Genomic DNA, 24,530 nt, shown 5'->3' on the forward strand with positions numbered 1-24,530 from the left:
GCCGCAGGCTGCGATAAGCCCCGAAGGGGCTTCCAGCAATCTCAAGAGCACGACTGCTTCGTCGGAAGTGCCGCCCAAGCCGATCGCAGCCTGCGGCAGCGGCTACAGGTCACAGGTCACGCTTGGCGCTTGAGAAACTCATGCACGTTGTTGTGCTTGAAGTTCAGCTCGGCATCCAATTCGCTCATCTCGAACGACAGCGCCAGCAGGCGCTGGGCCTGGAGCTCGGCGAAGTGCGCCTTGATGATCTCGAACAAACCCTCGGCGACCTTGCGTCTGGTCGCCAGGTCGCGCCCGGCTCCGACCTGCAGGCGCATATGGACGAAGGCGTAGTCGTGCTTGCCGTCGGCCATGCGCCAGGTGTCCAGGCGCACGCCGCGGCTGCGGATGCCGCCGAGCGGGAACACGCCGCTGGCCCCGAGGTAGTCGTGGACCTTCTCGAACAGGCCCGGCAGGTCGGCGGCCTGCTCGATGTTGTCGGTGTATTCGGCGATGAAGTGCGGCATGGGGGCCTCCTTTGGAGGCAGCTACAAGCCGCAAGCTGCAAGCGGCAAGAGGGTTCTCTTGTGGCTTGTAGCTTGCTGCTTGCCGCTGCTTCATATCTCAAAAATAGCGTTGATCTGGCCGGTGCCGGAGCTGCCGAAAGGCGCGGTGACAATCTCCGCCGGCCGGTTGTATTCGGGGCCGCCGAGCAGGCCCAGGAGCATGGCGGTGTCGTGCATCCGGCCTTCGCCGAAGCAGTGTTCGGCGTAGTCCGGGAGCATCGAGCAGAACTCGCGGAAGCGCCCCTGTTGCCACAGTTCGACCACTCGCAGGTCCACCTGCTTGTCGAATTCGCGGGTCCAGTTATGGATGTTGGCTTCGGCCTCGCGGTCGTCGGAGAAGCGGTGCGATAGCGAGCCGGAGGCCAGCACCAGGACCTTGCGGTCGCTCTTTTCGATGGCCCGGCGCACCGCGGCGCCGAAGGTGAAGCTGTCTTCGAGCTTGTGCCAGGCACACCAGGCGGCGATGGAAATCACTTGGAAATGCTGCTCCGGCGGTACGTCCATGTGCATGTAGCGCATCGGCACCAGGGTGCCGTATTCCAGCTCCAGGCTGGGGATGTTGTGGGCGAGGGTGCGCACATCGGCGGCATTGGCTTCGGCGGCAATCAGCTCGCCCAGTTCCGGGCAGCCGTTGTAGTCGTAGTCCATGTTCTTGATGAAGTGCGGCAGTTCGTTGCTGGTGTAGGTGCCCTCGAAGTGCTCGCCGCAGTTGATGTGGTAACCGCTGTTGACCAGCCAGTGCACGTCGAACACCACCGCGGTGTCGGCCCCCAGTTCGCGGGCGCGGCGGGCGATTTCCTTGTGCCCGGCGATCGCCGCTTCGCGACAGCCGTGGTGCTTGCCCGGCAGTTCGGACAGGTACATCGATGGAACGTGGCAGACCTTGGCGGCCATGACGACTTCGCCCATGGTGCTTCTCCTGAAACATCTTATTGTTCGATCTTGTAGCCGCTGCCGAAGGCTGCGATCGACTGCGTAGCAGTCGTAACCGGGACACCTCGATCGACTGTGAACAAGGCGCCGGATCGCGGCCCGCGGCCACGGCTACAGCGGATTTTTCAACCTTACACGCCCCAGCGCGGGATGTGGTGGCTGCCCATGGAGATACAGATGTTCTTGATCTCGGCAAACACCTCGAAGCTGTACTCGCCGCCTTCGCGGCCGGTGCCGGAGCCCTTGACCCCGCCGAACGGCTGGCGCAGGTCGCGCACGTTCTGGCTGTTGATGAACACCATGCCGGCCTCGATGCCACGGGCCAGGCGATGGGCCTTGCCGATGTCCTGGGTCCAGATGTAAGAGGCCAGTCCGTACTCGGTGTCGTTGGCCAGTTGCAGGGCCTCGGCCTCGTCCTTGAACGGGATCAGGCAGACCACCGGGCCGAAGATCTCTTCCTGGGCGATGCGCATCTTGTTGTTCACATCGGCGAACACGGTCGGCTGGATGAACTGGCCACGGGCGAGGTGTGCCGGCAGGTTGGCCGGACGCTCCAGGCCACCGGCGAGCAGGGTGGCGCCTTCCTCGATGCCGATGCGGATATAGCCAGTGACCTTGTCGTAGTGGGCCTGGGTGATCATCGAGCCGACCTGGGTCTTGGGATCGGTCGGATCGCCGACGATCAGCCGCTTGGCGCGGGCGGCGAACTCGGCGACGAACTGCGGGTAGACGCTTTCCTGGATGAAGATCCGGCTGCCGGCGGTGCAGCGTTCGCCGTTGAGCGAGAAGATGGTGAACAGCGCGGCGTCCAGGGCGCGCTGCAGGTCGGCGTCTTCGAAGATCAGCACCGGCGACTTGCCGCCCAGCTCCATGGAGTACTTTTTCAACCCGGCGGTCTGCATGATCTTCTTGCCGGTGGCGGTGCCGCCGGTGAAGGAAATCGCGCGCACGTCCGGGTGGCGTACCAAGGCATCGCCGGCGGTGGCGCCGTAGCCCTGGACGATGTTCAGCACACCATTGGGAATGCCGGCTTCGACCGCCAGGCGCCCCAGTTCGTTGGCGGTCAGCGGCGACAGCTCGGACATCTTCAGCACCGCTGTGTTGCCCAGCGCCAGGCACGGCGCGGTCTTCCAGGTGGCGGTCATGAACGGCACGTTCCACGGCGACACCAGGGCGCAGACGCCGACCGGCTGGTACAGGGTGTAGTTGAGCATCTGGTCGTCCACCGGATAGCTGTGGCCATCCATGCGGGTGCAGACCTCGGCGAAGAAGTCGAAGTTGTGCGAGGCGCGGGGGATCAGGACATTTTTGGTCTGGTGGATCGGCAGACCGGTGTCGAGGGTTTCCAGCTCCGCCAGGTGCGGCACGTTCTGGTCGATCAGCTCGCCCAGCTTGCGCATCAGCCGTGCCCGTTCTTTCGCCGGAGTATTGGCCCATTTCGGAAAGGCATCCTTGGCCGCCGCGACCGCCTGGGCGATTTCCCCGGCACCGCCGCTGGCCACTTCACCGATGGCTTCGCCGGTGGCCGGGTTGTAGTTGACGAAAGTGTCTTGGCTTTCGACCTCGCGGCCGTTGATCCAGTGTTTGATCATTTATGCGTGCTCCTTGGCCGCCAGTTGCGTGTCGTGTTGTGCCTTGATCCTGAAGAACTCCGCCTCGCTGACGATGCGGTTGACCAGCCGGCCGACGCCTTCGACTTCCACCACCACTTCATCGCCGGGCACCACGTCGGACAGGCCTTCGGGGGTGCCGGTGGCGATCATGTCGCCGGGTTGCAGGGTCATGAAGCTGGAGAGGTATTCGATCAGGTAGGGGATGTCGAAGATCATGTCGGCGGTAGTGCCTTCCTGGCGCAGCTCGCCGTTGACCCAGGTGCGCAGCTTCAGCCGGTTCGGCTCGGGCACGTCGGCGACGTCGACTATCCATGGCCCGACCGGGGTGGTGGCGTCGCGGTTTTTCACCCGCAGGTTGGGCCGGTAGTAGTTTTCCAGGTAGTCGCGGATCGCGTAGTCGTTGCAAACCGTGTAGCCGGCCAGGTAGTCCAGGGCATCCTCGCGCTTGACGTTGCGCGCGGTCTTGCCGATCACCGCCACCAGTTCGCACTCGTAGTGCATGTAGGCGACGTTGTCCGGGCGCCAGGTGACCTGGTTGTGGCCGGTGTAGGTGCCGGGGGACTTGATGAACACCAGCGGCTCGGTCGGCGGCTTGAAGGCCAGTTCGGCGGCGTGGTCGGCGTAGTTCAGGCCCAGGGCGAACATGCTGCCGGTGGCCGGGGGCAGCCACTCGACCTGATCCTCGGCGAGCACACGGCCATCGGCCAGTTTCACGCTGTTGGGCGCGTTGACCAGCACGTCGTGGACCTGGCCTTGATAACGGATGCGGGCGTGTTTCATGGCGGCTCCTTATTCGGCGGCTGCTTCGGCGGTTTTTTCGGCAACAACGTGATTGGCGAGACGGCCCAGGCCGCTGATCTCCACTTCGATACGGTCGCCGGGCTTGACGTCGATCCGGCCTTCGGGGGTGCCGGTGATCAGCACGTCGCCCTCGTGCAGGGTCATGAACTCGCTGATTTCGGCGATCAGCTGGGGAATGCCGCGCACCAGGTTGGCGGTGCTGTTGCGTTGCAGCAGTTCGCCGTTGACCCACAGCTTCAGTTCCAGCTCATGGGGATCGCGCACCTGGGCCGCCGGCACCAGTTCCGGGCCGAAGGCGCAGAAACCGTCACGACACTTGGCCTTGACGGCGGGGCGGTAGTAGCTGTCTTCCGGCAGGCTGAATTCATTGACGATGGTGTAGCCGGCCACATGCTGCAGGGCGTTTTCCACGCTGACCCGGCTTGTGCGCTTGCCGATCACCACGCCCAGCGCCGGGCCCGGTTGCAGGCGCTCGACACCCTGCGGATAGATCACGGCGCCGCCGTGGACGTTGCGGGTGTTGGGGGTCTTGATGAACAGCACCGGCTTGACCGGTGGCTTCTGGTAGGGCGGCTGGGTGAAGGATTCCAGGTGGCTGCGCAACAGGCCCTGATAGTTCAGCGCGACGCCGAACAGGGTGCCGGTGGCGACTTCATGCAGTGCACGGCTCATTGTGGTTTTCTCCTGAGCATCGCGGAAGACGAGGTGATTTCGTTAATGTGTTAACGTTATATTTAATATGTTAACGATCGTCAAGCGCCGACCCTGACCCGTTTGCCGAGTACTGGTGAACAGGCCGCGAATCACGCAGGATGTGGGCGCTTGCCGCGGGTAAAAATAAAAAAGTGCTGCGGCGAAATAAAAAGCGCCGCGAGCAAAAAAAGAGACACGCCACCATGAGCGATCGCCAGCCGATCCCCAACATCAACATCGGGCAGGTCTACGACCAGCGTTACGCCGATTCGCAGGTGCATTACGACAAGCTGAGCAACCTGGCCGGGTTCTTCGGCCGCAACATGCCGGTGCACCGTCACGACCGGTTTTTCCAGGTGCACTACGTGAAAAGCGGCGCGGTGCGGGTCTACCTCGACGACCAGCAGTACCTGGAATCGGGGCCGATGTTTTTCCTCACGCCACCAACCATTGCCCATTCCTTCGTCACCGAGGCCGACAGCGAAGGCCACGTGCTGACCGTGCGCCAGCAACTGGTGTGGGAACTGATCGAAGCCGACAGCCGTCTGGCCAGCGGCCCCCAGGTGGCACCGGCCTGCGTGGCCCTGGCGCGCCTGGACCCGGGATTCGCCGGCGAGGCGCGGCGCCTGGCGTTGCTGTTCGATGAGTTGCAGGAGGAAGTCACCGGGCAGGGCGCCGGGCATGCGCCGGCGCTGGAAGCCCTGACCCGCTTGATCCTGATCAGCCTGCTCAGGCTCTCGGCCAATTCCCTCAAGGCGCGCCCGGCGCGGCACGAAGACCTGCAGATCTTCCATCGCTTCAACGAACTGATCGAAGCCCAGTACCTGGAGCATTGGCCGCTGTCGCGCTATGCCGGGCAGATCGGCGTCACCGAGGCGCGCCTCAACGATGTCTGCCGGCGCATCGCCGACCTGCCGTCGAAACGCCTGGTGTACGAGCGCCTGATGCAGGAGTCCAAGCGCCTGCTGCTGTTCACCGCCAGTTCGGTGAATGAAATCTGCTACCAGCTGGGGTTCAAGGACCCGGCGTATTTCAGCCGGTTCTTCCAGCGCTACGCGAAGATGACGCCGGGGGAATACCGGGCGCGCCAGGGCGCGGCGAAACCCTGGTCCTGAAGGCAAAAAAACTGGGAGGGCAGGGGCGCTGCGTGGGACAATCGGCGCCTTTACCCGACAAGGAAAGTCCCATGTTGCAGCGCACCCTGATGGTCCTTTTGCTGACGGCCAGCGCCGCCCAGGCGCTGGCGCAGAACGCCGCGGAAAAGGTGCCCTTGCTGCGCCAGACCAAGGAATGGATCACCGGCTGCGATAACCTGCGCGGCTGCCACGCCCTGAGCGCGCCCAACGGCGAACACGGCGTGCAGTACAGCAGCCTGACCCTGCATATCCAGCGTCGCGCCGGCCCCGACGGTCCGCTGGAAATACGCCTGGACCAGCGCGGGGAGCCCGCTGAGCTGTCGGCCTTGCGCCTCGACGGCCAGGCGCTGGAGCCGCAACTGCTGGACGCCCTGGTGCTGTTGCCGGAGAAGAAGGGTGCGCAGACCCAGGTCACCCGCTATGAAATCGCCGACCCGATCCGGGCCCGCCAGTGGCTGGAACGCCTGCGCAATGCCGAAGAACTGAAGCTGGCGGGAGACGACGAGGCCCGGGTGCCGTTGTCCGGTCTGTCGGCGGCGCTGCTGCTGATGGACTCGGTGCAGGGCCGGGTCGATGGCGTGACGGCGCTGTGGCGGCCAGGCCAGCGTCCGGCCAGCGAGGTGCCGGCGCGGCCGCTGCCGGCCCAGCTGCGGGCTTATCCGGGGGCTCCGGAACTGACGGAGGCGGAACGCACGCGGATCTCGGCGGCCGCCGTGAAGCTCGCCACGCCGGGTACGCCCAACGACGATGAAGACTATGTGGCCGAGCCCCAGGTCGAGGTCTATCCGCTGACCGCGCAACGGGCGTTGACGGTGGTGCTGAGCGAGTGCGCGGCCTACAACTGCGACTACCTGATCAGCAGCTGGTCGCGCAGCAATCCGCCGAAGCTCGAGGCGCTGCGCCGGCAAGCCGTGCCCATGAACAACGCGGACGGTTCGGGCGGCGCCCACTACGACCCCAAGACCGGGGTGCTGAGCACCTTCTATCTGGCCCGCGGCATTGGCGACTGCGGTGAAAGCGGGCGCTGGCTGTTCGACGGCGAAAGCTTCCAGCTCAGCGATTACCGGCAGATGCCGACTTGCAACGGCCTGTCCTCGGAAGACTGGCCGCGGCTGTGGAACATCGCACCGCCGGCCAACCGCTGAGGCGTTTCAGGCCAGGCCTGGATGGCGGCGCTCGAACTTCTGTTCCAGCACGGTCTTGCCCCATTGCGCCGCCGGCTGTTCCTCCACCAGCTGGAAGCCGAAGGCTTCATACAGATGCCGGGCGGCGTCCAGGCCGCTGAAGGTCCACAGGTAGCAGGAGGTTGCCCCCACCCGGTCGCAATGCTCCAGCGCCGTCTTGAGCAGCAGGCGACCGGTGCCGGTGCCACGGGCCGCCTCGTCGAGGATAAACCAGCGCAGATGGGCACTCTTGTCGGCCTGCTTGTGGTCCGGGGCGCCGCCGAGATCGATGGCGATCGAACCGACGATCTGCTCGTCCAGCACCGCCAGCCAGATGCCGTTATCCGGGTGGTCCAGGCGCTCGCTGAATTCCGCCAGACCCGCCGCGACGCGCTGTTCAAAGAACTGCCCGAAACCCACCAGGCGTGAGTAGTAGTGTGCATGCAGCTCGGTGATGCGGCCGATCATGCCCGGCCGATAGCCACGCTGCACGCTAGGGATTGCCGCGGCGATCTGCGCCTGGCCCAGGCGGCAAGCCTGCAGCGCCTGGCCATAACTGCGCAGTCCGGCGACCACCTGGCTTTGCTCGCGCGGCGCAAGCAGGCGCAGCGCCTGTTGCACCTGGGCGCTGCCAAAGGCATGGATAGCGGCGACCTGTTTGCGTCCGCTGGCGGTCAGGCCCAGGAGTTTTTCCCGGGCATCGCTGGGGCTGGGGCTTTCCTGGATATCGCCGCGCTCGATGAGCTTGGCCAGCAGGCGGCTGACCGAGGACTTCTCCAGGTTCAGGCTCTTGCCCAGCTGGGCGGCGGTGAGCGGGGCGTACAGATCGAGTTCGATCAGCGCATGCACCGCCGAAGGCGCAAGGTCGGAGCCGGCCAGGGTGGCGCCCATGAAGCCCAGCTCGCGCACCAGTTTGCGCGATTCGTTACGGACCTGATCCACCAGCGGCGACGGGGAGGACATGGCGAGGCTCCATATATGGTTGTTCGATACAACTATATGTTCAGGCTGCGGCAAAATCCATAGGGACGCGGGCTTCTGGGTCAACACCGATCAGTCGAGTGCAGGTGATCCCCTGTAGGAGCAGCCGGTCGACGCTCGATTGCTCGCGATGATCGTTAACGATAACGCGTACCGACTGGCTAAACGCGGCGCTCTCAAGTCCATCGCGAGCAAGCTTCGCTCCTACAAGTGGCCGTCTTTCAGCCAATGGCCAGCGTGGATGCCTGTTCCTCCAGGCGAGCGGGAACCTGAATGCTCAGCGGCGCCTTACCCAGCAGCAGGTCGGCGGCCTTTTCGCCGATCATGATCGCCGCCGCGTTGGTATTGCCGGTGGTCAGGCTCGGCATGATCGATGCGTCGGCCACCCGCAGGCCCTGTACGCCGTGGACCCGCAGCTGGTCGTCGACCACCGCCTGTTCGTCGTGGCCCATCTTGCAGGTGCCGACCGGGTGGAACACGGTACCCAGGCTGTCGCGGATCCACTGCTCGATCTGCGCCTGGCTCTCGACGTGCGGGCCGGGCACCAGCTCGCCCTTGAGGCGCCGGGCGAAGGCCTGGCTCGCCGCCAGCTGGCGCACCAGGCGCACGCCCGCCACCAGCTTGCGCAGGTCCTCCGGGTGGCTGAGGAAGTTGCTGTCGATGATGGGCTTGTCATGGGGATCGGCGGAATTGAGCCGGACCTGGCCACGGCTTTGCGGGTGCATCACGGCGATGTGCAGGCTGACGCCATGGCCCAGCGGCACCAGGCGCTGGGGCTGGTTCTTCAGCGCCGGGGCGACGATCAGGCCCAGTTCCGGCGCGGCGTCCTCGGCCTGCAGGCGCAGGAAACCGCCGGACTCCACGGTATTGGAAGTCAGCGGACCGCTGCGCCGGCTCAGGTACTGCCAGGGCGAGCGCGCCAGGGGCAGCAGGCCCTTGGCCGACACGCCGTAGGTCAGCTCGCTGTCGCAGCGGTACATCAGCACCACGTCCTGATGGTCCTGCAGGTTGTGGCCAACCCCCGGCAGTTCATGGCGCTGGGCGATGCCATGGCGCTCCAGCTCGGCGGCCGGGCCGATGCCGGAGAGCAACAGCAGCTGCGGCGAGTTGATCGCCCCGGCGCTGAGGATCACTTCGCGCCGGGCCTGGAGCTGGAACACCGCGCCGTCCTGGCTGACCTCGACGCCGCAGGCGCGGTTGCCGTCCAGCAGCACGCGGTGGGTCAGGGTCGAGCTCAATACGCTGAGGTTGGGCCGCGGCAGCGCCGGGTGCAGGAAGGCCCGCGCGGCGCTGCAACGTTCGCCGTTGATCTGGGTGACATGGAAGGGGCCGTAGCCTTCCTGCTCCTCGCCGTTGAAGTCCGGGTTGTAGCGCCAGCCCAGTTCCTGGGCGGCCTGGTAGAACACCTCATTGATCGGGCTCGGGCTGCGTTGCGCGGCGACGTTGAGTTCGCCGCCTTGCCCATGCCAGGGCGAGGCGCCGGGCTCGAAGTGCTCCGAGCGCAGGAAGTACGGCAGCAGTTCGTCGTAGCTCCAGCCCTGGTTGCCGGCCGCGGCCCAGCGGTCGTAGTCGCTGCGGTGGCCGCGGATGTAGATCATGCCGTTGATCGCGCTGGAGCCGCCCCAGAGCCGGCCGCGGGGGCAGGGGATCGGACGGTCGCCGCTGGCGGCCTGGGCGCTGAACTGGTGCATCCAGTTCCACTTCGGGTTGGCGATCAGCCGGATGATGCCTGCCGGGGTGCGCACATAGGCGCCGGGGAACAGGCTGCGGTCGCTGGGGCCGGCTTCGATCAGGCAGACGCTGAGCTGCGGATCGGCGGACAGCCGGTTGGCCAGCACGCAACCGGCCGAGCCGGCCCCGACCACGATGTAGTCGAACGAACGCGGGGCAGAGTCAGTCATGGGAGATACCTCGTTGGCAGTGAGAAGCAGGTTCACAACCCCAGCGCCGCGCCGACGTCGTACATGACTTGCAGGCCGACGACAAAACCGTTGCCGCTGAGCTCGCGGGCCTCGGGGTTGTAGAAATTGTCCGGGTTGATCAGGTACTGCACGCTGGGTTCGAGCGCCAGGTGCCGGGTCAGGGCGAAGTGGCCGTTGGCCTCGATGGCGTAGACATTGCGTTCGCCCAGGCTGGGGTCGCCGCCGTTGGCGATCCGCGCCTGTTGCTGGAAGCGCAACTGGTGGTCGTTGAGGCGCAGGTAGCTGGCCTTGAGGTTGAGCTTGTCCTGGGGCCGGTCGAAGGGCGCCAGGTAAGTCAGGCCGATTTCGGCGAAGTGGCTGAAGGGCTGCTTGTCGTCGGCGGCCAGGGACAGCGAACCGAACGCCAGCAGGGCCTGGGGCGCGGTGCCCTGGCCGCCGTCGGCCCGCCAGAAACCTTGCTGGAACTTGAAGAAGGCGCCGCCGGTGCCGTGCTCGCTGGCGCCGGTCAGCGGGTCGTACTGCCTGGAGGTGTTGTAGTAGCCGTTGAGTTCGTAGTGGGCGCTATAGGCGCCGTCGTGCTTGCTGCCGATGCCCAGCAGCAGGCTGGTGCCGCTGGCGTCGTCGGTGCTGAAGTCCAGGCCCTTGCGTTTTTTCAGGTAGTCCACCGGGTTCGATTCGAAGGCGCCGGCATGCACATACAAGCCCGGCGTCGGCTGGTACTTCAGGTAGCCGCCCCAGCTGCCGTAGGGCGGCGGCAGGATGCCGGTGGACGAATCGATGATCGGGTCGTTGCAGGTGACCACGGTTTCGCAGTTGTAGATATAGAAGTAGCGCCGGGCGTTGGTGCGCCCCAGGCTCATGTCGACTTGGCCGTCGAGCCAGGTCTGCTGGTAGGTCAGCAGGCTCAGCTGGTTGCTGGTGATGTCGTTGTGGATCGGCGCGCCGGCGAAATAGCTGCCGGCGGCGCCTTGCCAGTTGCGCGAGGTCGGCTGGCCGGTGGCGGTGTCGAGGATGAAGAAGGTTTCCTCGAAATGAACGGCCGCGCCTTCGAGGCCGGCAAGGGTATCGAGGTCGAAGTCGGCGCCGACGAACAGGTCGCCGCTGTTGCCGAAGCTGTGTTCGCGCGGACCGGTGTCGAGGTTGTTCATCGACAGGCTCCAGAACTGCACATGGGGGCGGATACCGTAGCCGGCCAGTTGCTCGCCGAGCCCGGCCAGCGGGCCTTCGCGGCTGGGTGCCGGAGTCCCGGCCTGGCACAAAGGGGTGAACAGGACAGCCGCCAGCAGCGGGCACAGCAGGGGAGTGCTTTTCATGGTCGGTACTCGTTTCTTGTTGTTTTTGTAATGAGTTGTTCAGGTCTGTAGCCGCTGCCGCAGGCTGCGATCGGACGCGCAGCGTTCGCCAACGGGTTACCAGGAGGCTGCCGATGGTGCTGGCGAGGACTGCGTCCTCGATCGCAGCCTGCGGCAGCGGCTACAGGGTCACGCCTTGGCCAGTTCGGGGGTGGGGTTGACCAGCACCTTGATCTGGCTCTTGTCCCGCAGCAGGGCTTCGAAGCCATGCTCCACGGCCTGGTCCAGGGTCACGCAGCGGGTCACGGCGCGGGTCAGGTCCAGGCGGCCGCTGGCCAGCAGTTCGATCAGCGGCGGGTAGGCGTTGCGATAACCCACGCTGCCGAGCAGGCGCAGTTCGTTATTGACCAGGTGGAAGGCATCGACGCTGACCTCGCCCATCAGCCCCACCAGCACCACCTCGCCGCCCTTGCGCAGGGCATGCAGGGCCAGGCTCAGGGTCTGCTGGCTGCCGGCGGCCTCGAAGGCCGTGTCGACGCCACCGCCGCTCAGTTCGTGCAGGCGTTGCGACAGGTCGGCGGCGTGGCCATCGAGCACTTCCTGGGCGCCGAAGTCGCGGGCCAGCCGCCGGCGTTCCGGGCTGATGTCCACGGCGAAGATCCGCTCCACGCCGCGCAGCCGCGCCAACAGGATCAGCAGCAGGCCGATGGGGCCGAGGCCGAACACCACGCAGCTGTCGCCGGCCAGCAGGCTGCTCTGGTTCAGCGCGTGAAAGGCCACCGCCGCCGGCTCCAGCACCGCGGCCTGCTTGAAGCTCACCGAATCCGGCAGCGGGTGCAGCATGTACGCCGGCACCAGCACCTGTTCGGCGAAACCGCCGTCGCCCATCAGGCCAATGAAACCCATGGACTGGCAGAGGTTGTACTGGCCGGCGCGGCAGTACTGGCAATCGCCGCAGCGATACTCCGGTTCCACCGCCACCCGGCTGCCGATCCGCACCCGGTCGACGCCTTCGCCCACCGCCAGGACCTGGCCGCAGAATTCGTGGCCGAGGGTCAGCGGCGCGCGGCAACCGGACAGCGGGTGGGGCTCTTGCTGGGGAATCGAGTGCGGGCCGTCGGCGTATTCGTGCAGGTCGCTGCCGCAGATACCGCAGTAGGCCACCTGGACCAGCACCTCGCCCGGGCCGGGCTGTGGCAGTTGCAGATCGCTCAGGCGCAAGTCGCGGGCGGCATGCCAACGCAATGCTTTCATGGCTGGTTTCCTTGCAGGGCGGAAGACAGGGAAGGTTCGGCGCGGCGCCCGCGCGCGAGGACCGCCGGCGCGGTTTCCTTGAGGAACAGCGCCAGCAGCGCGGCCAGCAGGGCGCCACCACAGGAGATCCACATGACGATGGACAGGCCGAAACGGTCGGCGGCGAAGCCGGCGATGGTCGGCGAGACGAAGCCGCCCACCAGCTCGCCGATGCCCATGATCATGCCCAGGGCGGTGGCCATGACTTCCCGGGGCACGGTTTCCGCCGGGATGGTCGCCATGAACAGGGTGAAGCAGCCAAGGCCGGTGTAGGTCAGCAGCATCAGCACGCCCATCAGCAGCGGGCTGTTGGCGTAGAGCAGGGCGATCGGGCAGCAGGCGGCGATCAGCGAGAACAGCACCAGGGTCGGGCGCCGGCCGAAGCGGTCGGAAATCGCCGCCACGCCGAAGCCCCACAGCACCCAGGCGCCGCCCAGGCAACTCATCACCGTGCCCATGCTCGCCGGGCTGTAGCCGCGGACCTTGACCAGGAAGGTCGGGGTGAAGGAGATGAGGATCACGAACCAGGTGAGGAACACGCAACTGATCAGGGTGCAGAGCACGATGTTGCGGCTTTTCAGCAGGGCCAGGCGATTGACCTGTGCTTTATCGCTGTCGCTGGTGGTTGCTGGCGCCGGCGCGTCGTTGCGCACGTAGCGCCAGATCAGCAGGGCGATCAGCAATCCGGGGATCAGCGAGACGATAAAGGCATGGCGCCAGCCGTAGGCCTCGGCCAGGCCGATCAGCACCGGCGGGCCGATCACCGCGCCCAGCAGCCCGGCCGCCGAGCCTTGCAGCAGGCCCATGTTCAGGCCCCGGCGATGGGGCGAGGAGGCCTCCACCATCAGCGATTGCGAGAGCGGCAGGATCGGCCCTTCGGCCAGGCCCATGATGCCGCGGAACAGCAGCAGGCTGAGAAAGCCGGTGACCAGCCCCGACAGCGCCGAGCACAGGGAAAACAGGATTACCGCGACGATCAGCAGCGGCTTGCGCTTGCCACGCCGGTCCGACCAGGCCCCGACCAGCGCGCCGGACACCGCCCAGGCCAGGGCCAGGACCGACGACAGCATGCCCAGGTGGCTGTTGCTCAGTTGCAGCTCGTCGGCCATGAACGGAAACAGGAAGGACAGGGCCAGGCGATCGAAAAAGACGAAACCGAACGTCAGGAACAGCACGCCCAGCAGGATGTTCTCGTAACCGGCTTTATTGTTGTTGTAAGCCATGGTCGTTCTCCGCGGGAGGGACAGGTGAAAGTCGCGAGTTCAGCGAAACAGCGTGTCGATATAGGCCGCGCCGAGGCCGATCTTTTCGTAGTGCGCGCGGCACATGGCGATATAGGAGTGCACGTCGAAATAACCCTCCGGCTCGCCCTGTTCGTCGAGCCAGATCAGCGGGCCCTTGACGATGAAAAACGCGCGCATCGGTTGCTCGTGCTCGTAGGCCACCAGGGTGTGGCCTTCGCCCGGGGTCTCGTAGACGAAGTCGCCGGCGGTGGCGGTCCAGTCGTGCTCCAGGTAGCCCCACTTGCCGGACAGGGTGTAGGCGAACACTTCGTGGGGGTGGTAATGCCGGTTCACCAGCCCGGCGCTGCTGGCCATGAGGATGTCGCACCAGCGGTTCTCGCTCGGCGAGATCCACAGCGGCCGCGAGGACACGGTTTCGGTGAAGGGCACATAGAGCTTCAGGTCGTCGCTGGCGGCATTGGCCAGGTAGACCTCGGGCTTGGCGTCCGGCTTGAAGCAATTGGCGATCGGTTGCAGGTCTTTCCAGAATTCACGGCTGGCGGCTTCGGGCATGGTCGGCCTCTATTCGTTGTGGGAGTCGAGGCGACTTTAGGCGCGGCGCGCAGGCGGGGTTTTATCGAATCGGACAGGATTGTTGACTGGATCGGACGAGCGTTTTCCTACAGGTTTCAGGGACGCCGTTTACCCTGGCAATCGACTTGTGCCCACTGCGTTTCACATTGACAGGGCATAAGCTTCATATATTAATGAACGGCCGCGACCGGTGTGTTCCACGGCCTCGGGATCCGGTCACTGCCTTGCCGACCGGCGAATTTTCTGCCCATGAGAAGAATAAAAATGTCTCCATGCGCCTTGCTCGAAACCCGGCATGCCTGCACCCAGGACATCGCCCTGGATCAGCGGCTGGCCTTCTGGGAGGACTACAACGCCTCCACCCTGGTCGGCCTCAAATGCAGCTCTTTTTGTGAAAGCGGTTTTGCCGCCAGCCAGGACAACCTGCAACTGGAGGGCATGCGCCTGGCGCAGATCGAGGGCAACGAGCACGTGGTCGAGCGTGACAACTCGATGATCCGCTCGGTGCCCAAGGAATCGGTGTTCGTGTCCTTCGTCACCGGCAGCGGCTCGTTTTTCTATCAGGACGGTGCCTGTCAGTTGCTCGAACCGGGCGAGCTGATCGTCTACCGCACCGACAAACCCTATCTGTTCGGGTTCTCCGGGCCGATGCGCCAGTTCATTTTCGACATTCCCCAGGAACTGTTCGCCGAGCGCTGCCTGAAGCGTTTCGACCGTCCGCTGAAGATTGGCGGGCAAAGCGGCGTGCAGCGCCTGTTGCTGCGCACCCTGGGCGAACGCACCCGCGGCTTTTTCCAGCAGCCCCTGAGCCAGGACGCCGGCGGTTATCAGGACCAGGCGCTGGAGCTGCTGGGCAGCCTGATCGCCGGGCAGGTGGGCGAGCGGCGGATCAATGCGCTGAGCGCCTCCTACCTGCTGGCGGCCAAGCAGTGCATCAACGAACAGTTGGCCGACCCGGAGCTGAGCTGCGAGCGGGTGGCCGCGCAAACCGGCATTTCACCGCGGCACCTGAGCCGGCTGTTCGCCCTGGAAGGCACCCAGCCCAGCCGCTTTATCCTGGAAAAACGCCTGCAGCAGGCCCATGACCTGCTGAGCAGCTCGCGGGGAACAGGCCTGGATATCGGCGAAATCGCCTACCGCCACGGCTTCACCAGCCAGGCCCACTTCGCCCGGGCGTTCAAGGCCCATTACGGCCAGACCCCAAGCGAAGTGCGCGCGTCCCAGGCATCCCCCACCTCGTAGGAGCAGCCGGTCGACGCTCGATTGCTCGCGATAGCCGCGCAGCGGCGATGTACCTGCCACTGCGCGTTATCGTTGTAAATCCATCGCGAGCAAGCTTCGCTCCTACAAGGTCGCTACAGCGCCTCGGCCTGACGGTCGATCAACTGGCGCTGAAAGGCCTGGAACCCAGGATTGGGCTGCTGCATCTGCACGAATTCCAGCATCGGGTCGGTCACCGCGGTCCTGACGCCGGCCAGTTCCTCGACCGTCGCCAGCCCGCAGAAGGGCACATAGGCCTCGGAATAACCACCTTCATGCACCAGCACCAGGCGCCCCTGGCACAGACGCTCGGCGGCTTCGCGCACCTGGCGGGTCATGGCGCGGAACGAGTCGCTGTGCAGCAGCATCCGCGCCAGCGGGTCGACCGCGTTGGCGTCATAGCCGCAGGCAACGATGATCAGCTCCGGCTCGAAGCGCTCCAGGGCTGGAATCACGATGCGTTGCAAGGCATGCAGGTAGGCATCGTGGCCGCTGCCGGGCAGCAGCGGGATATTGAGATTGGCCCCCAGCCCGGCACCGCGACCGCGGTCCTGCTCGCCGCTGTAGCCGGGCGGGAAGCAGCCGTCCTGGTGCAGGGAAACGGTCAGCACGTCGCCGCGTTCCTCGAAGATCGACTGGGTGCCATTGCCGTGGTGCACGTCCCAGTCGATCACCGCGACCTTGCCCAGGCCGCGCCTGGCCTTGGCCGCCTCGATGGCGATGGCGATATTGGCCAGGAAGCAGAAGCCCATGGCGCCGTCGGCCAGGCAATGGTGTCCCGGCGGGCGGGACAGGGAATAGGCGTTGTCGGCTTCGCCGCCGAGCACCGCATCCACCGCGGCCATGGCCAGGCCGGCGGAGAGCCGGGCGATCTCGTAGCTGCCCGGGCCGATCGGCGCTTGCGGGCCGAGTTCGCCGCCACCGGCCTCGCTCAGGGCCCTGAAGCGTTGCAGGTACTCGGCGCTGTGCACCCGCAGCAGGTCCTCTTCGCTGGCGGCCGTGGCGCTGCGCACCTGCAACTGACGGGTCAGGCCGGAGACGTCCAGCAGGCTTTTCAGGCGGCGCTTGGTTTCCGGCGATTCGGCGTGCCCGGCCGCGGCGGGCGGTTGCACCCAGCCGCCCACCGGCAGCGTCAGCGCATGTGGCCCGGCGCTGTGCCAGAGGCTGAGTTCATCGAAGAAAAACGCGGTTTTACGGGTCATGGGCATCTCCATCTATGGGGGAATCTGTAGCCGCTGCCGAAGGCTGCGATCGACCGGAACGGTCGCTGCGATCTCCCGGGCGCCAGAGGTCCTTCGGACCTATCGCAGCCTTCGGCAGCGGCTACAGGGGTTCAGGGGTTCAGGGGTTGCGCCGGCAGGCGAGGATCAGCGCCAGCGACAGCAGGGTCAGGCTGGCGCCGCCGATCAGCAGGGGCTGGAAGCCGCCGCTGCCTTCGATCAGCCGGCCGGCCAGCGCGGGGCCGATGGCCAGGCCGCCGCCGATTACCAGATTGGAAGCGTTCATCAGCTTGCCGGACCGGTCGAGGTCGGCCAGGCAGGCGAGGATCAGCGGCAGGATGAAGGTCCAGGTGAACTTGAAGACCAGGGCGGCGAGGGCGAAGCGCGCCAGGGTCGGCGCCCCCAGCAGCAACAGCACCGAGCCGGCCATCAGGCCGTAGCCGAGCAGCAGCAACGGCAGGCGCGGCAGGCGATTGCCGATCAGCGAGGCGCAGCCGGCGCCGACGATGCCCATGACCGTGGCGACGGCCAGCAGCTCGCCGCTGGCTTGCGCGGAGATGCCGGCCTTGGCGCTGATCGAACCGATAAAGGTCCAGACCCCGCTGAGGCTGATATAGAAACCGAGGATGCCGAGAATGCCGCACAGCACCTTCCACTGCGCCACGGCGGCGGCCTGCTGCGCGGTTTTTTTGACCGGCGCGCCCTGGGGAAAGTAGCGCGCCAAGGGCAGGCACAGGCTCATCAGCAGCGCCAGCAGCAGGTAGCAGGCTGCCAGGCCGTAGTGCTCGAACAACCGCGGCAGAATGCCCAGGCCCAGCACCCCGACCACCAGCTGGCCCATGACCCACAGGCCATAGGTCCGGCTGGGGTTGGCGGTGGAGGCGGCGCTGGACAGGCAGATGATCATCAGCGAACCGCCGGCCAGAGCACTGCAGAAACGCAGGGCCAGCAGCGCGCCATAGCCCTGGGCCCAGATCGACAGCAGGTTGGCGACGATGAACAACGCCCCGGCCAGCAGCGCCGCGCGGCGCCAGTCGACGCGCTTGAGCCACCAGAAGGCGGGCAGGGTGGCCAGGCTCATGGCCCCCAGCTCGGTGGAGAACAGGTCGCCGATCTGCGACGGGCTCAGTTGCCATTGGCTGGCCAGTTGCGCGGCCACCGCCGGGGCGGTCATGAGGATGGTCGGGGTGATGGCGGCGAACAGCACGATGGCCGCCAGCAAGGCCAGGGGGGACGCGGTGTTCGGCTGGTCGCCGGTGAGCGCCTGGCTCTTGTCGATCATGGGGGTGGTCATGGTGGGATAGCTCCGGGAAAAAGCGCTTCAGAACACGTGGACCAGACGCAGCAAGGCGTCGGTGCCGTGGTAGCCATTGCGGGTGGCGACGTTTTGCGAGAGGCCGAACATCAGCTGGTTCTGCTTATCCAGCCAATGACCGACCTCGAAGCCGACCTGGGTGTAGCGCTTGTGGGTGTCGTCGATGCGCTGGTCGTTGATCCGCAGCTCGCCGCCGTCGGCGTGGATCAGGCGCAGGGCGCCGTAGGTGCTGGTGGTGAAGTCGTAGGAGGCGAAGGCTTGCAGGCGGTACAGCGGGTCCTGTTTCAGGTCGCTGCCGAAATAGTCGTCGTTCTTGGCATAGAGCTGGGCTTCGAGGTTGGCTTCCAGCACCCACTTCTCGCCGACGCCCTGGGTGTAGTTGTAAACGAAGGTCGCGCCCCAGCGGTTGGCGCCCGGCGAGACATCCGGATTGTCGCTGTGGTATTCGCCCACCGGCAGGGTGATCAGGGTCAGCAGGCCGCTGTAGGTACGGCTGGCCGGGTCGTTGATAAAGAACAGGGTGCCGCCGACCTGCGGGTCGCCGAAGCCGCTTTCGCCGGTGCGACGGGCGGCGCCGGGCAGGCGCGCGTCGATATCGGCGAAGGGCACGATGAATTGCGGGGTGCACAGGGTGCCGCAGATATCGCTGAAGAACACCTGGCGATAGGCCAGGGCGTTGACCTTCAGCTCGGCCTTGCCGGTGCTGTCGGCGGGGCCGTGGAAGTCGTCGGCGCGGGTCGCCGGCAGGTACAGCACGCCGAGACTGGTGCCCGGGGGCGCGCCGAAGAAGTCGCGGGCGTTGAGGTCGGCGGCGCTGGCGTTCAGGCTCAGCAGGGCGCCGGTGAAGGCCAGGGCGGTGCGGCGCGCAAGCGTTGTGGTCATGGGCGTAACCTCTCTTTTTTGAGTTGTTGTGCGGCGAAGCGCTCGCCGGTACGCGGCAGTGGCTGAAAAAAGGGCAAAAGCGTCCCGTGGCCGTCAAAACGACAGCGCGAAAGTCAGTCAGGAAAGGGGTTAAGCGTCAGTCGGGTGGGGCGTGCAGCAGATGGGCGATGCGGGTCTTGTCCTTGACGCCGAGCTTGTTGTAGATGGCGCGGATGTGATGGCGCACGGTGTTTGGCGACAGGCCCAGCTCGCGGGCGATTTCCTTGTAGGTCTTGCCTTCGCCGAAGCCCAGGGCCACGTCGTTTTCCCGTGGGCTCAGTTGGGTCAGCAGCGTGCGGCCGCGGGCGGCGAGCAGGAACAGGTCGCCCACCGGCGAGGCCTCGACTTGCAGGTGCCGGCCTTCATACCCGCCGTCGACCACGGGCCCGGGCAGGCAGGGGCCGCTCCAGTCCGGCCACTCGCCGAGCAGCAGGTCGACGAAGCCGCGTTCGGCGCAATGCAGGGTGCCGCGTTGGTCGCACACCGCCAGCGCCAGGTTGCGCGGGCTGGTGAGGGTTTCGCGCATGGCCACCAGGGTGCGGATCTGGTTGGCCGACACCGCCGCCACCAGGTGCAGCATCAGGTTGTTCAGCAGCAGGCAGTCGTCGGCGTCGAAGCGCTTGGCGCCGGGGGCGCGGTACAGCGCCAGGTGGTCGCTGAGGTGGGTCTGCGGATCGATGTACACCACGCACAGCAGCTCGCCGATGTTGTAGGTCGTGCCCAGCCAGTTCAGGCCGGGACCGTTGGCCGGGTCGCCCATGTCGACGATCACCGCCTGGCCCGGGTGGGCATGGACCCGGCCGACGGTGACGTCGACGTGCTTGATCGACTGCCAGTCCGGCAGGTAGCTCGGGGGCAGGCGGTGGAGGTAGGAGCTGTGTTCTTCCGGCAGGCCGTCGATCAACGCGGCGCGGCCCCACCAGGCGCTGTCGAAGGGCAGCAACTGGCCGATGCGGTTCAGCGCATGGCCATGGAAATGTTCGATGTCCTTGTGCTGCGCCAGGCGCTGCAACTCCAGGGTCAGCGAGCTGAAGGCTTGCAGCAGGTTGGCGTGACCATGTTCATGACGGCTCATGGGGGTGTTCCTCTGTGCGACTTTCTTATTGTTTTCGTCACGGAGTCAGTAAGGACCGGAACGTCCAGGGACGTGGGCAGGGCCTGGGCACGAGTATCGTCGGGTTGGTGGGGGATCGCTATCCTACAGATGCAGGATGAAGAGGCGCTGGCGGGGGAAATTGGCTTCTGTAGGAGCGAAGCTTGCTCGCGATAAATCTGCAACGATAACGCGCGTTGGCGGGTGTATCGCCGCTGCGCGGCTATCGCGGGCAAGCCTCGCTCCTACAGAAAAGCAGCTGATCAACAGGTCAGGCCGCCTGGACGGCCCGCTGCAAACGGTGGAAACCACGGCTGAAATACACCAGCGAGTCGCCGTGTTCGCCTACGCAGATCTCATCCAGTTGCACCAGCATCACCGAGTGGGTGCCGATTTCCTGCACCTCGGTGATCCGTCCCTGCAGGCTGGCCAGGGCACCGTCGAGCACCGGCAGGGCGTCCTGGCCGTCGCGCCAGGGGTGCAGGCTGAAGCGCTGTTCCATCTCCACTCCGGTCATGCCGGCGAAGTGCCGGGCGACTTCTTCGTGTTCGCCGCAGAGCACGTTGATGCAGAGCTGGCCGTTGCGCTTGAACACCGGGTTCAGGGCGCTGTTGCGGTTGACGCAGACCATCAGGCTGGGCGGGCTGTCGGTGACCGAGCAGACCGCGGTGGCGGTGATGCCGCAGCGTCCGGCCGGGCCGTTGCTGGTGATGACGTTGACCGCCGCGGTCATGTGCGCCATGGCGTTGCGAAAGGCTTGTTGCTTGGGATCAAGTTGAGTCATGAGAGATTCCTTTCCTCGGGATTGAACCACGGTATTTGCAGGAGCCGTCGCTCGACGCTCGGTTGCTCGCGAAAAACCTCAAGCCAACGTGGAGTCGCAGATGCCGCGCGTCATCGTTCACGTCTTATCGCGAGCAAGCTTCGCTCCTACAGAAGCGAGGCAGTGGTTACTGGCGGATGCGGTCGAGCATGTTGATGTCGTCCGGATTGGTCAGGTGTGGCACCGTCCAGCCGTCGAGATTGTAGTCGCCCAGGCATTTGTCCACCAATTCGGTCATGGTTTTCATCGAGCCGCTGGCCTGGGCATGGCGCAGGCACTGCATGCGGATTTCGTCCTGGCTGCCGGCGTAGTTGATTTCGTACAGCTCGTGGCGGCCGCCGAACTCGGTGCCGATCGCATCCCACAGCAGCTTGAGGATCTTGATCCGCTCCTCGTGGCCCATGCCCGCCGAGCCCCGGCAATAGGTGCTCAGGTACTGGTTGAGCATCGGGTCCTTGAGGTCGCGGGAGCCGGACGGCAGGTAGATCAGGCCGCTGGCCACCACCTGCTCGATGATCTTCTTGATGTCGGTGTAGGCCTGGGGCGCCAGTACCCGGTAGGCCTGCAAGGCCTGGGCGCTGGGCAGGAAGGCGCCGTTGAGCCATTCGCTGGCGTTGCCGTGCATGGCGTCGGTCAGCGACCAGAACAGGTTGCGCCAGGCCACCACTTCGCCGACCTGCGCCTGCACCCCGCGAAACTCCAGCGAGCCGGTGCACTGCAAGGCCTTGACCAGCAGTCCAGTGATGAAGTCGAGCTTGACCGCCAGCCGTGTACAGCCCTGCATCGGGAACAGCCGGCCGAAGCCGCCTTGCGGGAACCACTGCCGGCAGCGCTCGAAGTCGCGGTAGATCAGCACGTTTTCCCAGGGGATGAACACCTTGTCCATGATCAGGATCGCGTCGTTCTCGTCGAAGCGGCTGGACAGCGGGTAGTCGAACGGCGAACCGGTCATGCCCGCCTGCAGTTCATAGGACGGGCGACAGATCAGCTTCATGCCGCGGGTGTTCATCGGCGCGATGAACATCAGGGCGAAGTCGGTGTTGTCGCCCAAAAGCTGCGCCGAGCCCTGGCCTACGAAGTTGTAGTGGGTCAGGGCCGAGTTGGTGGCCACCACCTTGGCGCCGCTGACGATGATCCCGCCCTCGACTTCCTCGTCCACCGAGATGAACACGTCCTTGACCTGGTCCACCGGTTTGTCGCGGTCGATCGGCGGGTTGACGATGGCGTGGTTGAGGTACAGGCAGGCTTCCTGGATGCGCTTGTACCAGGTACGGGCGTTGCCTTCGAACTGGCCATAGAACTCCGGGTTGGCGCCCAGGGCGCTGCCGAAAGCGGCCTTGTAGTCCGGGCTGCGGCCCATCCAGCCGTAGGTCAGGCGCGACCACTCGGCGATGGCATCGCGCTGCTGGCGCAGGTCGTCGGCGCTTTTCGCCGAACGGAAAAACTTGTGGGTGTAGCCGCCGTTGCCGGTGTCGGTGTCCCAGCACAGCTTGTCCTTGGTTTCGGGGTCGTGCAGGGCGTCATAGAGGCGCGCCATGGAGGCGGCGGAGTTGCGGAACGCCGGGTGGCTGGTCACGTCCTTGACCCGGTCGCCATAAATGTAGATTTCGCGATCATCGCGCAGGCTGGCCAGGTATTCGGCGCCGGTCAGCGGGCGGTTGGTCTCGGCACGGAAGTCTTCGGGTTTCATCATCCACTCCAGTCTTTGTTGTTATGCGTTGTCTTTACGAGCTGGGGCCCATGATGGGCAGGACGGGGCGGCGACTGAATGGCTTTTCCGGCGAATGAATTGCACTTTTCATGGGGGGTGGTCATGAGGGGCATGGAGGCCGGTCATGGAGGCTGGCAGCGAGCTTGCCAGGCGATCTGTCTCAGCGGTGAAACACTCCCGGGCGACGAAAAATATTTTCACCGGGGCCTGCAAAAAACCTAAAGCGCTGCCGATATCGCTATTAGGCCCACAGACCAACTACAACAGTGGCGCCCACCTGTCAGGCCGCCAGCCGCCGCTGGTGACGGGGTTCAGTGCATGGATGCTCGCAGTCCTCAATTCCCGAGAGTCATCCTATGTCCCTACGTAATATGAATATCGCGCCTCGAGCTTTCCTCGGTTTTGCGTTCATCGCGTTGCTGGTCATCGCGCTGGGTGTGTTCGCCGTCAACCGCATGTCGATCATCCGACAGGCTTCCCTGGAAATGGAAAGCAACCAACTGCCCAGCGTAGGGTTCCTCGGCAACGTCACCGAAAACGTCCTGCGCCTGCGGATTCTCTCGTTCCGGGTACTGGTCAACCGCGAGCCGGCCGGCCTGCAGGAAGCGCAGACGCGCATCGGCGTGCTGGTGGACAAGCTCAAGCAGGCCCAGGCCAGCTACGCCGCCTTGCCGGCGGGGGACGAGGAAGTGGCCCTGTACAAGACCTTCGCCGCCACCCTGGACAAGTACCTGCAGGCGCAGAACGACATGCTGGAGCTGTCGCGACAGAACAAGCTCGAGGAGCTGCGCAGCCTGATCAATACGCGGATCAAGGACGGCACCGACCAGATGGGCGAACAGCTGAACAAACTGGTAGCGATCAACAAGGCCGGGGCCACCCATGCCTCGGATATGGCCGGTGAGCATTACCGCAGCGCCATCACCGGCATCATCGCCGTGGCGGTGATCGCGGCCCTGCTCACAGTGGTACTGGCCTGGCTGCTGACCCGCAGCATCGTCACGCCGTTGAACCGCGCGGTGCTGGCCGCGCAGACCATCGCCGCGGGCAACCTGACCCAGGCCATCGAGGTCGACGGCAAGGACGAGCCGGCCCGCCTGCTCGCGGCGCTGAGCGACATGCAGGGCAACCTGCGCAAGACCATCGAGCAGATCTCCGGTTCGGCCACCCAGCTGGCCTCGGCCTCGGAAGAACTCAGCGCGGTCACCGAGGAAGCCTCCCGTGGCTTGCAACAGCAGAACAACGAAATCGAACAGGCGGCCACCGCCGTCAACGAGATGACCGCTGCCGTGGAAGAGGTGGCGCGCAACGCCGTGTCGACCTCCGAAGCCTCGCACCAGTCGACCCAGGCCGCCCGCGAAGGCCGCGACCGGGTGGTGGAAACCGTCGACGCGATCCAGACCATGACCCACGACGTGCAAAGCACTTCGGTGATGATCGAAGGCCTGGCCACCCAGGGCCGCGACATCGGCAAGGTGCTGGATGTGATCCGCGCCATCGCCGAGCAGACCAACCTGCTGGCCCTCAACGCAGCGATCGAGGCGGCCCGCGCCGGTGAGGCCGGGCGTGGTTTCGCGGTAGTGGCCGACGAAGTGCGGGCGCTGGCCCATCGCACCGCGCAATCGACCCAGGAAATCGAAAAGATGGTCGCCGGCATCCAGAACGGCACCGGCGAGGCGGTGCAGTCGATGCAGCAGAGCAACCAGCGCACCCAGAGCACCCTGGAAATGGCCCGCGCCGCCGGCGTGGCGCTGGAGCAGATCGCCGAATCGATCAACCTGATCAACGAGCGCAACCTGGTGATCGCCAGTGCTTCGGAAGAGCAGGCGCAGGTGTCCCGCGAGGTCGATCGCAACCTGGTGAACATCCGCGACCTGGCCACCCAGTCGGCCGCCGGGGCCAACCAGACCAGCGCCGCCAGCCACGAGCTGTCGCGCCTGGCGGTGGATTTGAATGCGATGGTGGCGCGCTTTGTGATTTGAGTTAGGGTTGTTGGAA

Annotated in this window: 20 protein-coding genes and 2 pseudogenes; 5 read left to right on the forward strand and 17 right to left on the reverse strand. The window is 65.5% G+C overall.

Going from position 1 to position 24,530, the window contains the following annotated elements:
• Positions 1-116 precede the first annotated feature (116 nt).
• From NRG23_RS01055 to NRG23_RS01075, 5 genes are all read right to left on the reverse strand, one after another.
• On the reverse strand, positions 117-506 hold the full coding sequence (locus NRG23_RS01055; protein ID WP_009049318.1) for a 5-carboxymethyl-2-hydroxymuconate Delta-isomerase: 390 nt from the start codon (positions 504-506) through the stop codon (positions 117-119).
• A gap of 90 nt (positions 507-596) precedes the next feature.
• A complete protein-coding gene (gene hpaD / locus NRG23_RS01060) occupies positions 597-1,454 on the reverse strand; it encodes a 3,4-dihydroxyphenylacetate 2,3-dioxygenase (protein WP_257373518.1) in 858 nt (285 codons plus the stop codon).
• A 155-nt stretch (positions 1,455-1,609) separates the two neighbouring features.
• Entirely contained in the window at positions 1,610-3,070 is a 1,461-nt protein-coding gene (gene hpaE, locus NRG23_RS01065) for a 5-carboxymethyl-2-hydroxymuconate semialdehyde dehydrogenase (RefSeq protein ID WP_009049316.1), read from the reverse strand.
• On the reverse strand, positions 3,071-3,871 hold the full coding sequence (locus tag NRG23_RS01070; RefSeq protein ID WP_016702470.1) for a fumarylacetoacetate hydrolase family protein: 801 nt from the start codon (positions 3,869-3,871) through the stop codon (positions 3,071-3,073).
• A gap of 9 nt (positions 3,872-3,880) precedes the next feature.
• Positions 3,881-4,564, reverse strand: coding sequence for a fumarylacetoacetate hydrolase family protein (locus NRG23_RS01075; protein ID WP_257373519.1), 684 nt, complete (start codon positions 4,562-4,564; stop codon positions 3,881-3,883).
• Positions 4,565-4,788: 224 nt separating this feature from the next.
• Between NRG23_RS01075 and hpaA the strand changes: the two genes are divergently transcribed.
• Both hpaA and NRG23_RS01085 read left to right on the forward strand, forming a co-directional pair.
• Positions 4,789-5,700, forward strand: coding sequence for a 4-hydroxyphenylacetate catabolism regulatory protein HpaA (gene hpaA, locus NRG23_RS01080; protein ID WP_038632821.1), 912 nt, complete (start codon positions 4,789-4,791; stop codon positions 5,698-5,700).
• 71 nt (positions 5,701-5,771) lie between these two features.
• The gene (locus tag NRG23_RS01085; RefSeq protein ID WP_257373520.1) at positions 5,772-6,866 is read left to right on the forward strand and encodes a DUF1176 domain-containing protein; all 1,095 of its coding nucleotides are present in this window, start codon (positions 5,772-5,774) and stop codon (positions 6,864-6,866) included.
• Positions 6,867-6,872: 6 nt separating this feature from the next.
• Here the strand turns inward: NRG23_RS01085 and NRG23_RS01090 are convergent, their stop codons facing one another.
• From NRG23_RS01090 to NRG23_RS01115, 6 genes are all read right to left on the reverse strand, one after another.
• On the reverse strand, positions 6,873-7,847 hold the full coding sequence (locus NRG23_RS01090) for a bifunctional helix-turn-helix transcriptional regulator/GNAT family N-acetyltransferase (protein WP_103331546.1): 975 nt from the start codon (positions 7,845-7,847) through the stop codon (positions 6,873-6,875).
• A gap of 239 nt (positions 7,848-8,086) precedes the next feature.
• The gene (locus tag NRG23_RS01095; RefSeq protein ID WP_257373521.1) at positions 8,087-9,766 is read right to left on the reverse strand and encodes a GMC family oxidoreductase; all 1,680 of its coding nucleotides are present in this window, start codon (positions 9,764-9,766) and stop codon (positions 8,087-8,089) included.
• 32 nt (positions 9,767-9,798) lie between these two features.
• The gene (locus NRG23_RS01100) at positions 9,799-11,100 is read right to left on the reverse strand and encodes a carbohydrate porin (RefSeq protein ID WP_028682550.1); all 1,302 of its coding nucleotides are present in this window, start codon (positions 11,098-11,100) and stop codon (positions 9,799-9,801) included.
• 168 nt (positions 11,101-11,268) lie between these two features.
• Positions 11,269-12,333: a 2,3-butanediol dehydrogenase gene (locus NRG23_RS01105; RefSeq protein ID WP_257373522.1), complete on the reverse strand. Its 1,065-nt coding sequence runs from the start codon at positions 12,331-12,333 to the stop codon at positions 11,269-11,271.
• Positions 12,330-13,595 carry an MFS transporter gene (locus NRG23_RS01110; RefSeq protein ID WP_257373523.1) on the reverse strand — a complete coding sequence of 422 codons (1,266 nt, stop codon included), beginning with the start codon at positions 13,593-13,595 and terminating at the stop codon, positions 12,330-12,332. Before NRG23_RS01110 ends, NRG23_RS01105 begins: the two co-directional genes overlap by 4 nt.
• A gap of 39 nt (positions 13,596-13,634) precedes the next feature.
• Positions 13,635-14,168, reverse strand: coding sequence for a 2,4'-dihydroxyacetophenone dioxygenase family protein (locus tag NRG23_RS01115; RefSeq protein ID WP_009049306.1), 534 nt, complete (start codon positions 14,166-14,168; stop codon positions 13,635-13,637).
• A gap of 285 nt (positions 14,169-14,453) precedes the next feature.
• On the opposite strand from NRG23_RS01115, the gene NRG23_RS01120 reads away from it, so the two are divergent.
• Entirely contained in the window at positions 14,454-15,431 is a 978-nt protein-coding gene (locus NRG23_RS01120; protein ID WP_257373524.1) for an AraC family transcriptional regulator, read from the forward strand.
• A 113-nt stretch (positions 15,432-15,544) separates the two neighbouring features.
• On the opposite strand, the gene NRG23_RS01125 is transcribed toward NRG23_RS01120, so the two are convergent.
• From NRG23_RS01125 to hpaB, 6 genes are all read right to left on the reverse strand, one after another.
• The gene (locus NRG23_RS01125) at positions 15,545-16,651 is read right to left on the reverse strand and encodes a class II histone deacetylase (RefSeq protein WP_257373525.1); all 1,107 of its coding nucleotides are present in this window, start codon (positions 16,649-16,651) and stop codon (positions 15,545-15,547) included.
• A 139-nt stretch (positions 16,652-16,790) separates the two neighbouring features.
• Positions 16,791-17,951 carry an MFS transporter gene (locus NRG23_RS01130; protein WP_257375116.1) on the reverse strand — a complete coding sequence of 387 codons (1,161 nt, stop codon included), beginning with the start codon at positions 17,949-17,951 and terminating at the stop codon, positions 16,791-16,793.
• A gap of 39 nt (positions 17,952-17,990) precedes the next feature.
• A complete protein-coding gene (locus NRG23_RS01135; RefSeq protein ID WP_038632800.1) occupies positions 17,991-18,866 on the reverse strand; it encodes a transporter in 876 nt (291 codons plus the stop codon).
• A gap of 136 nt (positions 18,867-19,002) precedes the next feature.
• Complete coding sequence (locus tag NRG23_RS01140; RefSeq protein ID WP_016704137.1) at positions 19,003-19,980, reverse strand: helix-turn-helix transcriptional regulator; 978 nt, start codon at positions 19,978-19,980, stop codon at positions 19,003-19,005.
• Positions 19,981-20,269: 289 nt separating this feature from the next.
• On the reverse strand, positions 20,270-20,782 hold the full coding sequence (hpaC, locus tag NRG23_RS01145; protein ID WP_009049300.1) for a 4-hydroxyphenylacetate 3-monooxygenase, reductase component: 513 nt from the start codon (positions 20,780-20,782) through the stop codon (positions 20,270-20,272).
• A gap of 166 nt (positions 20,783-20,948) precedes the next feature.
• The gene (gene hpaB / locus NRG23_RS01150) at positions 20,949-22,511 is read right to left on the reverse strand and encodes a 4-hydroxyphenylacetate 3-monooxygenase, oxygenase component (protein WP_009049299.1); all 1,563 of its coding nucleotides are present in this window, start codon (positions 22,509-22,511) and stop codon (positions 20,949-20,951) included.
• A 392-nt stretch (positions 22,512-22,903) separates the two neighbouring features.
• Between hpaB and NRG23_RS32740 the strand changes: the two are divergent.
• A pseudogene (locus NRG23_RS32740) lies at positions 22,904-23,608 on the forward strand (MCP four helix bundle domain-containing protein); the annotation flags it as partial.
• 306 nt (positions 23,609-23,914) lie between these two features.
• Positions 23,915-24,514 (forward strand): annotated as a pseudogene (locus tag NRG23_RS32745) (methyl-accepting chemotaxis protein); the annotation flags it as partial.
• Positions 24,515-24,530 lie beyond the last annotated feature (16 nt).

The organism is Pseudomonas sp. T8 (assembly GCF_024610635.1).
GTDB classification, from domain to species: domain Bacteria; phylum Pseudomonadota; class Gammaproteobacteria; order Pseudomonadales; family Pseudomonadaceae; genus Aquipseudomonas; species Aquipseudomonas chlororaphis_I.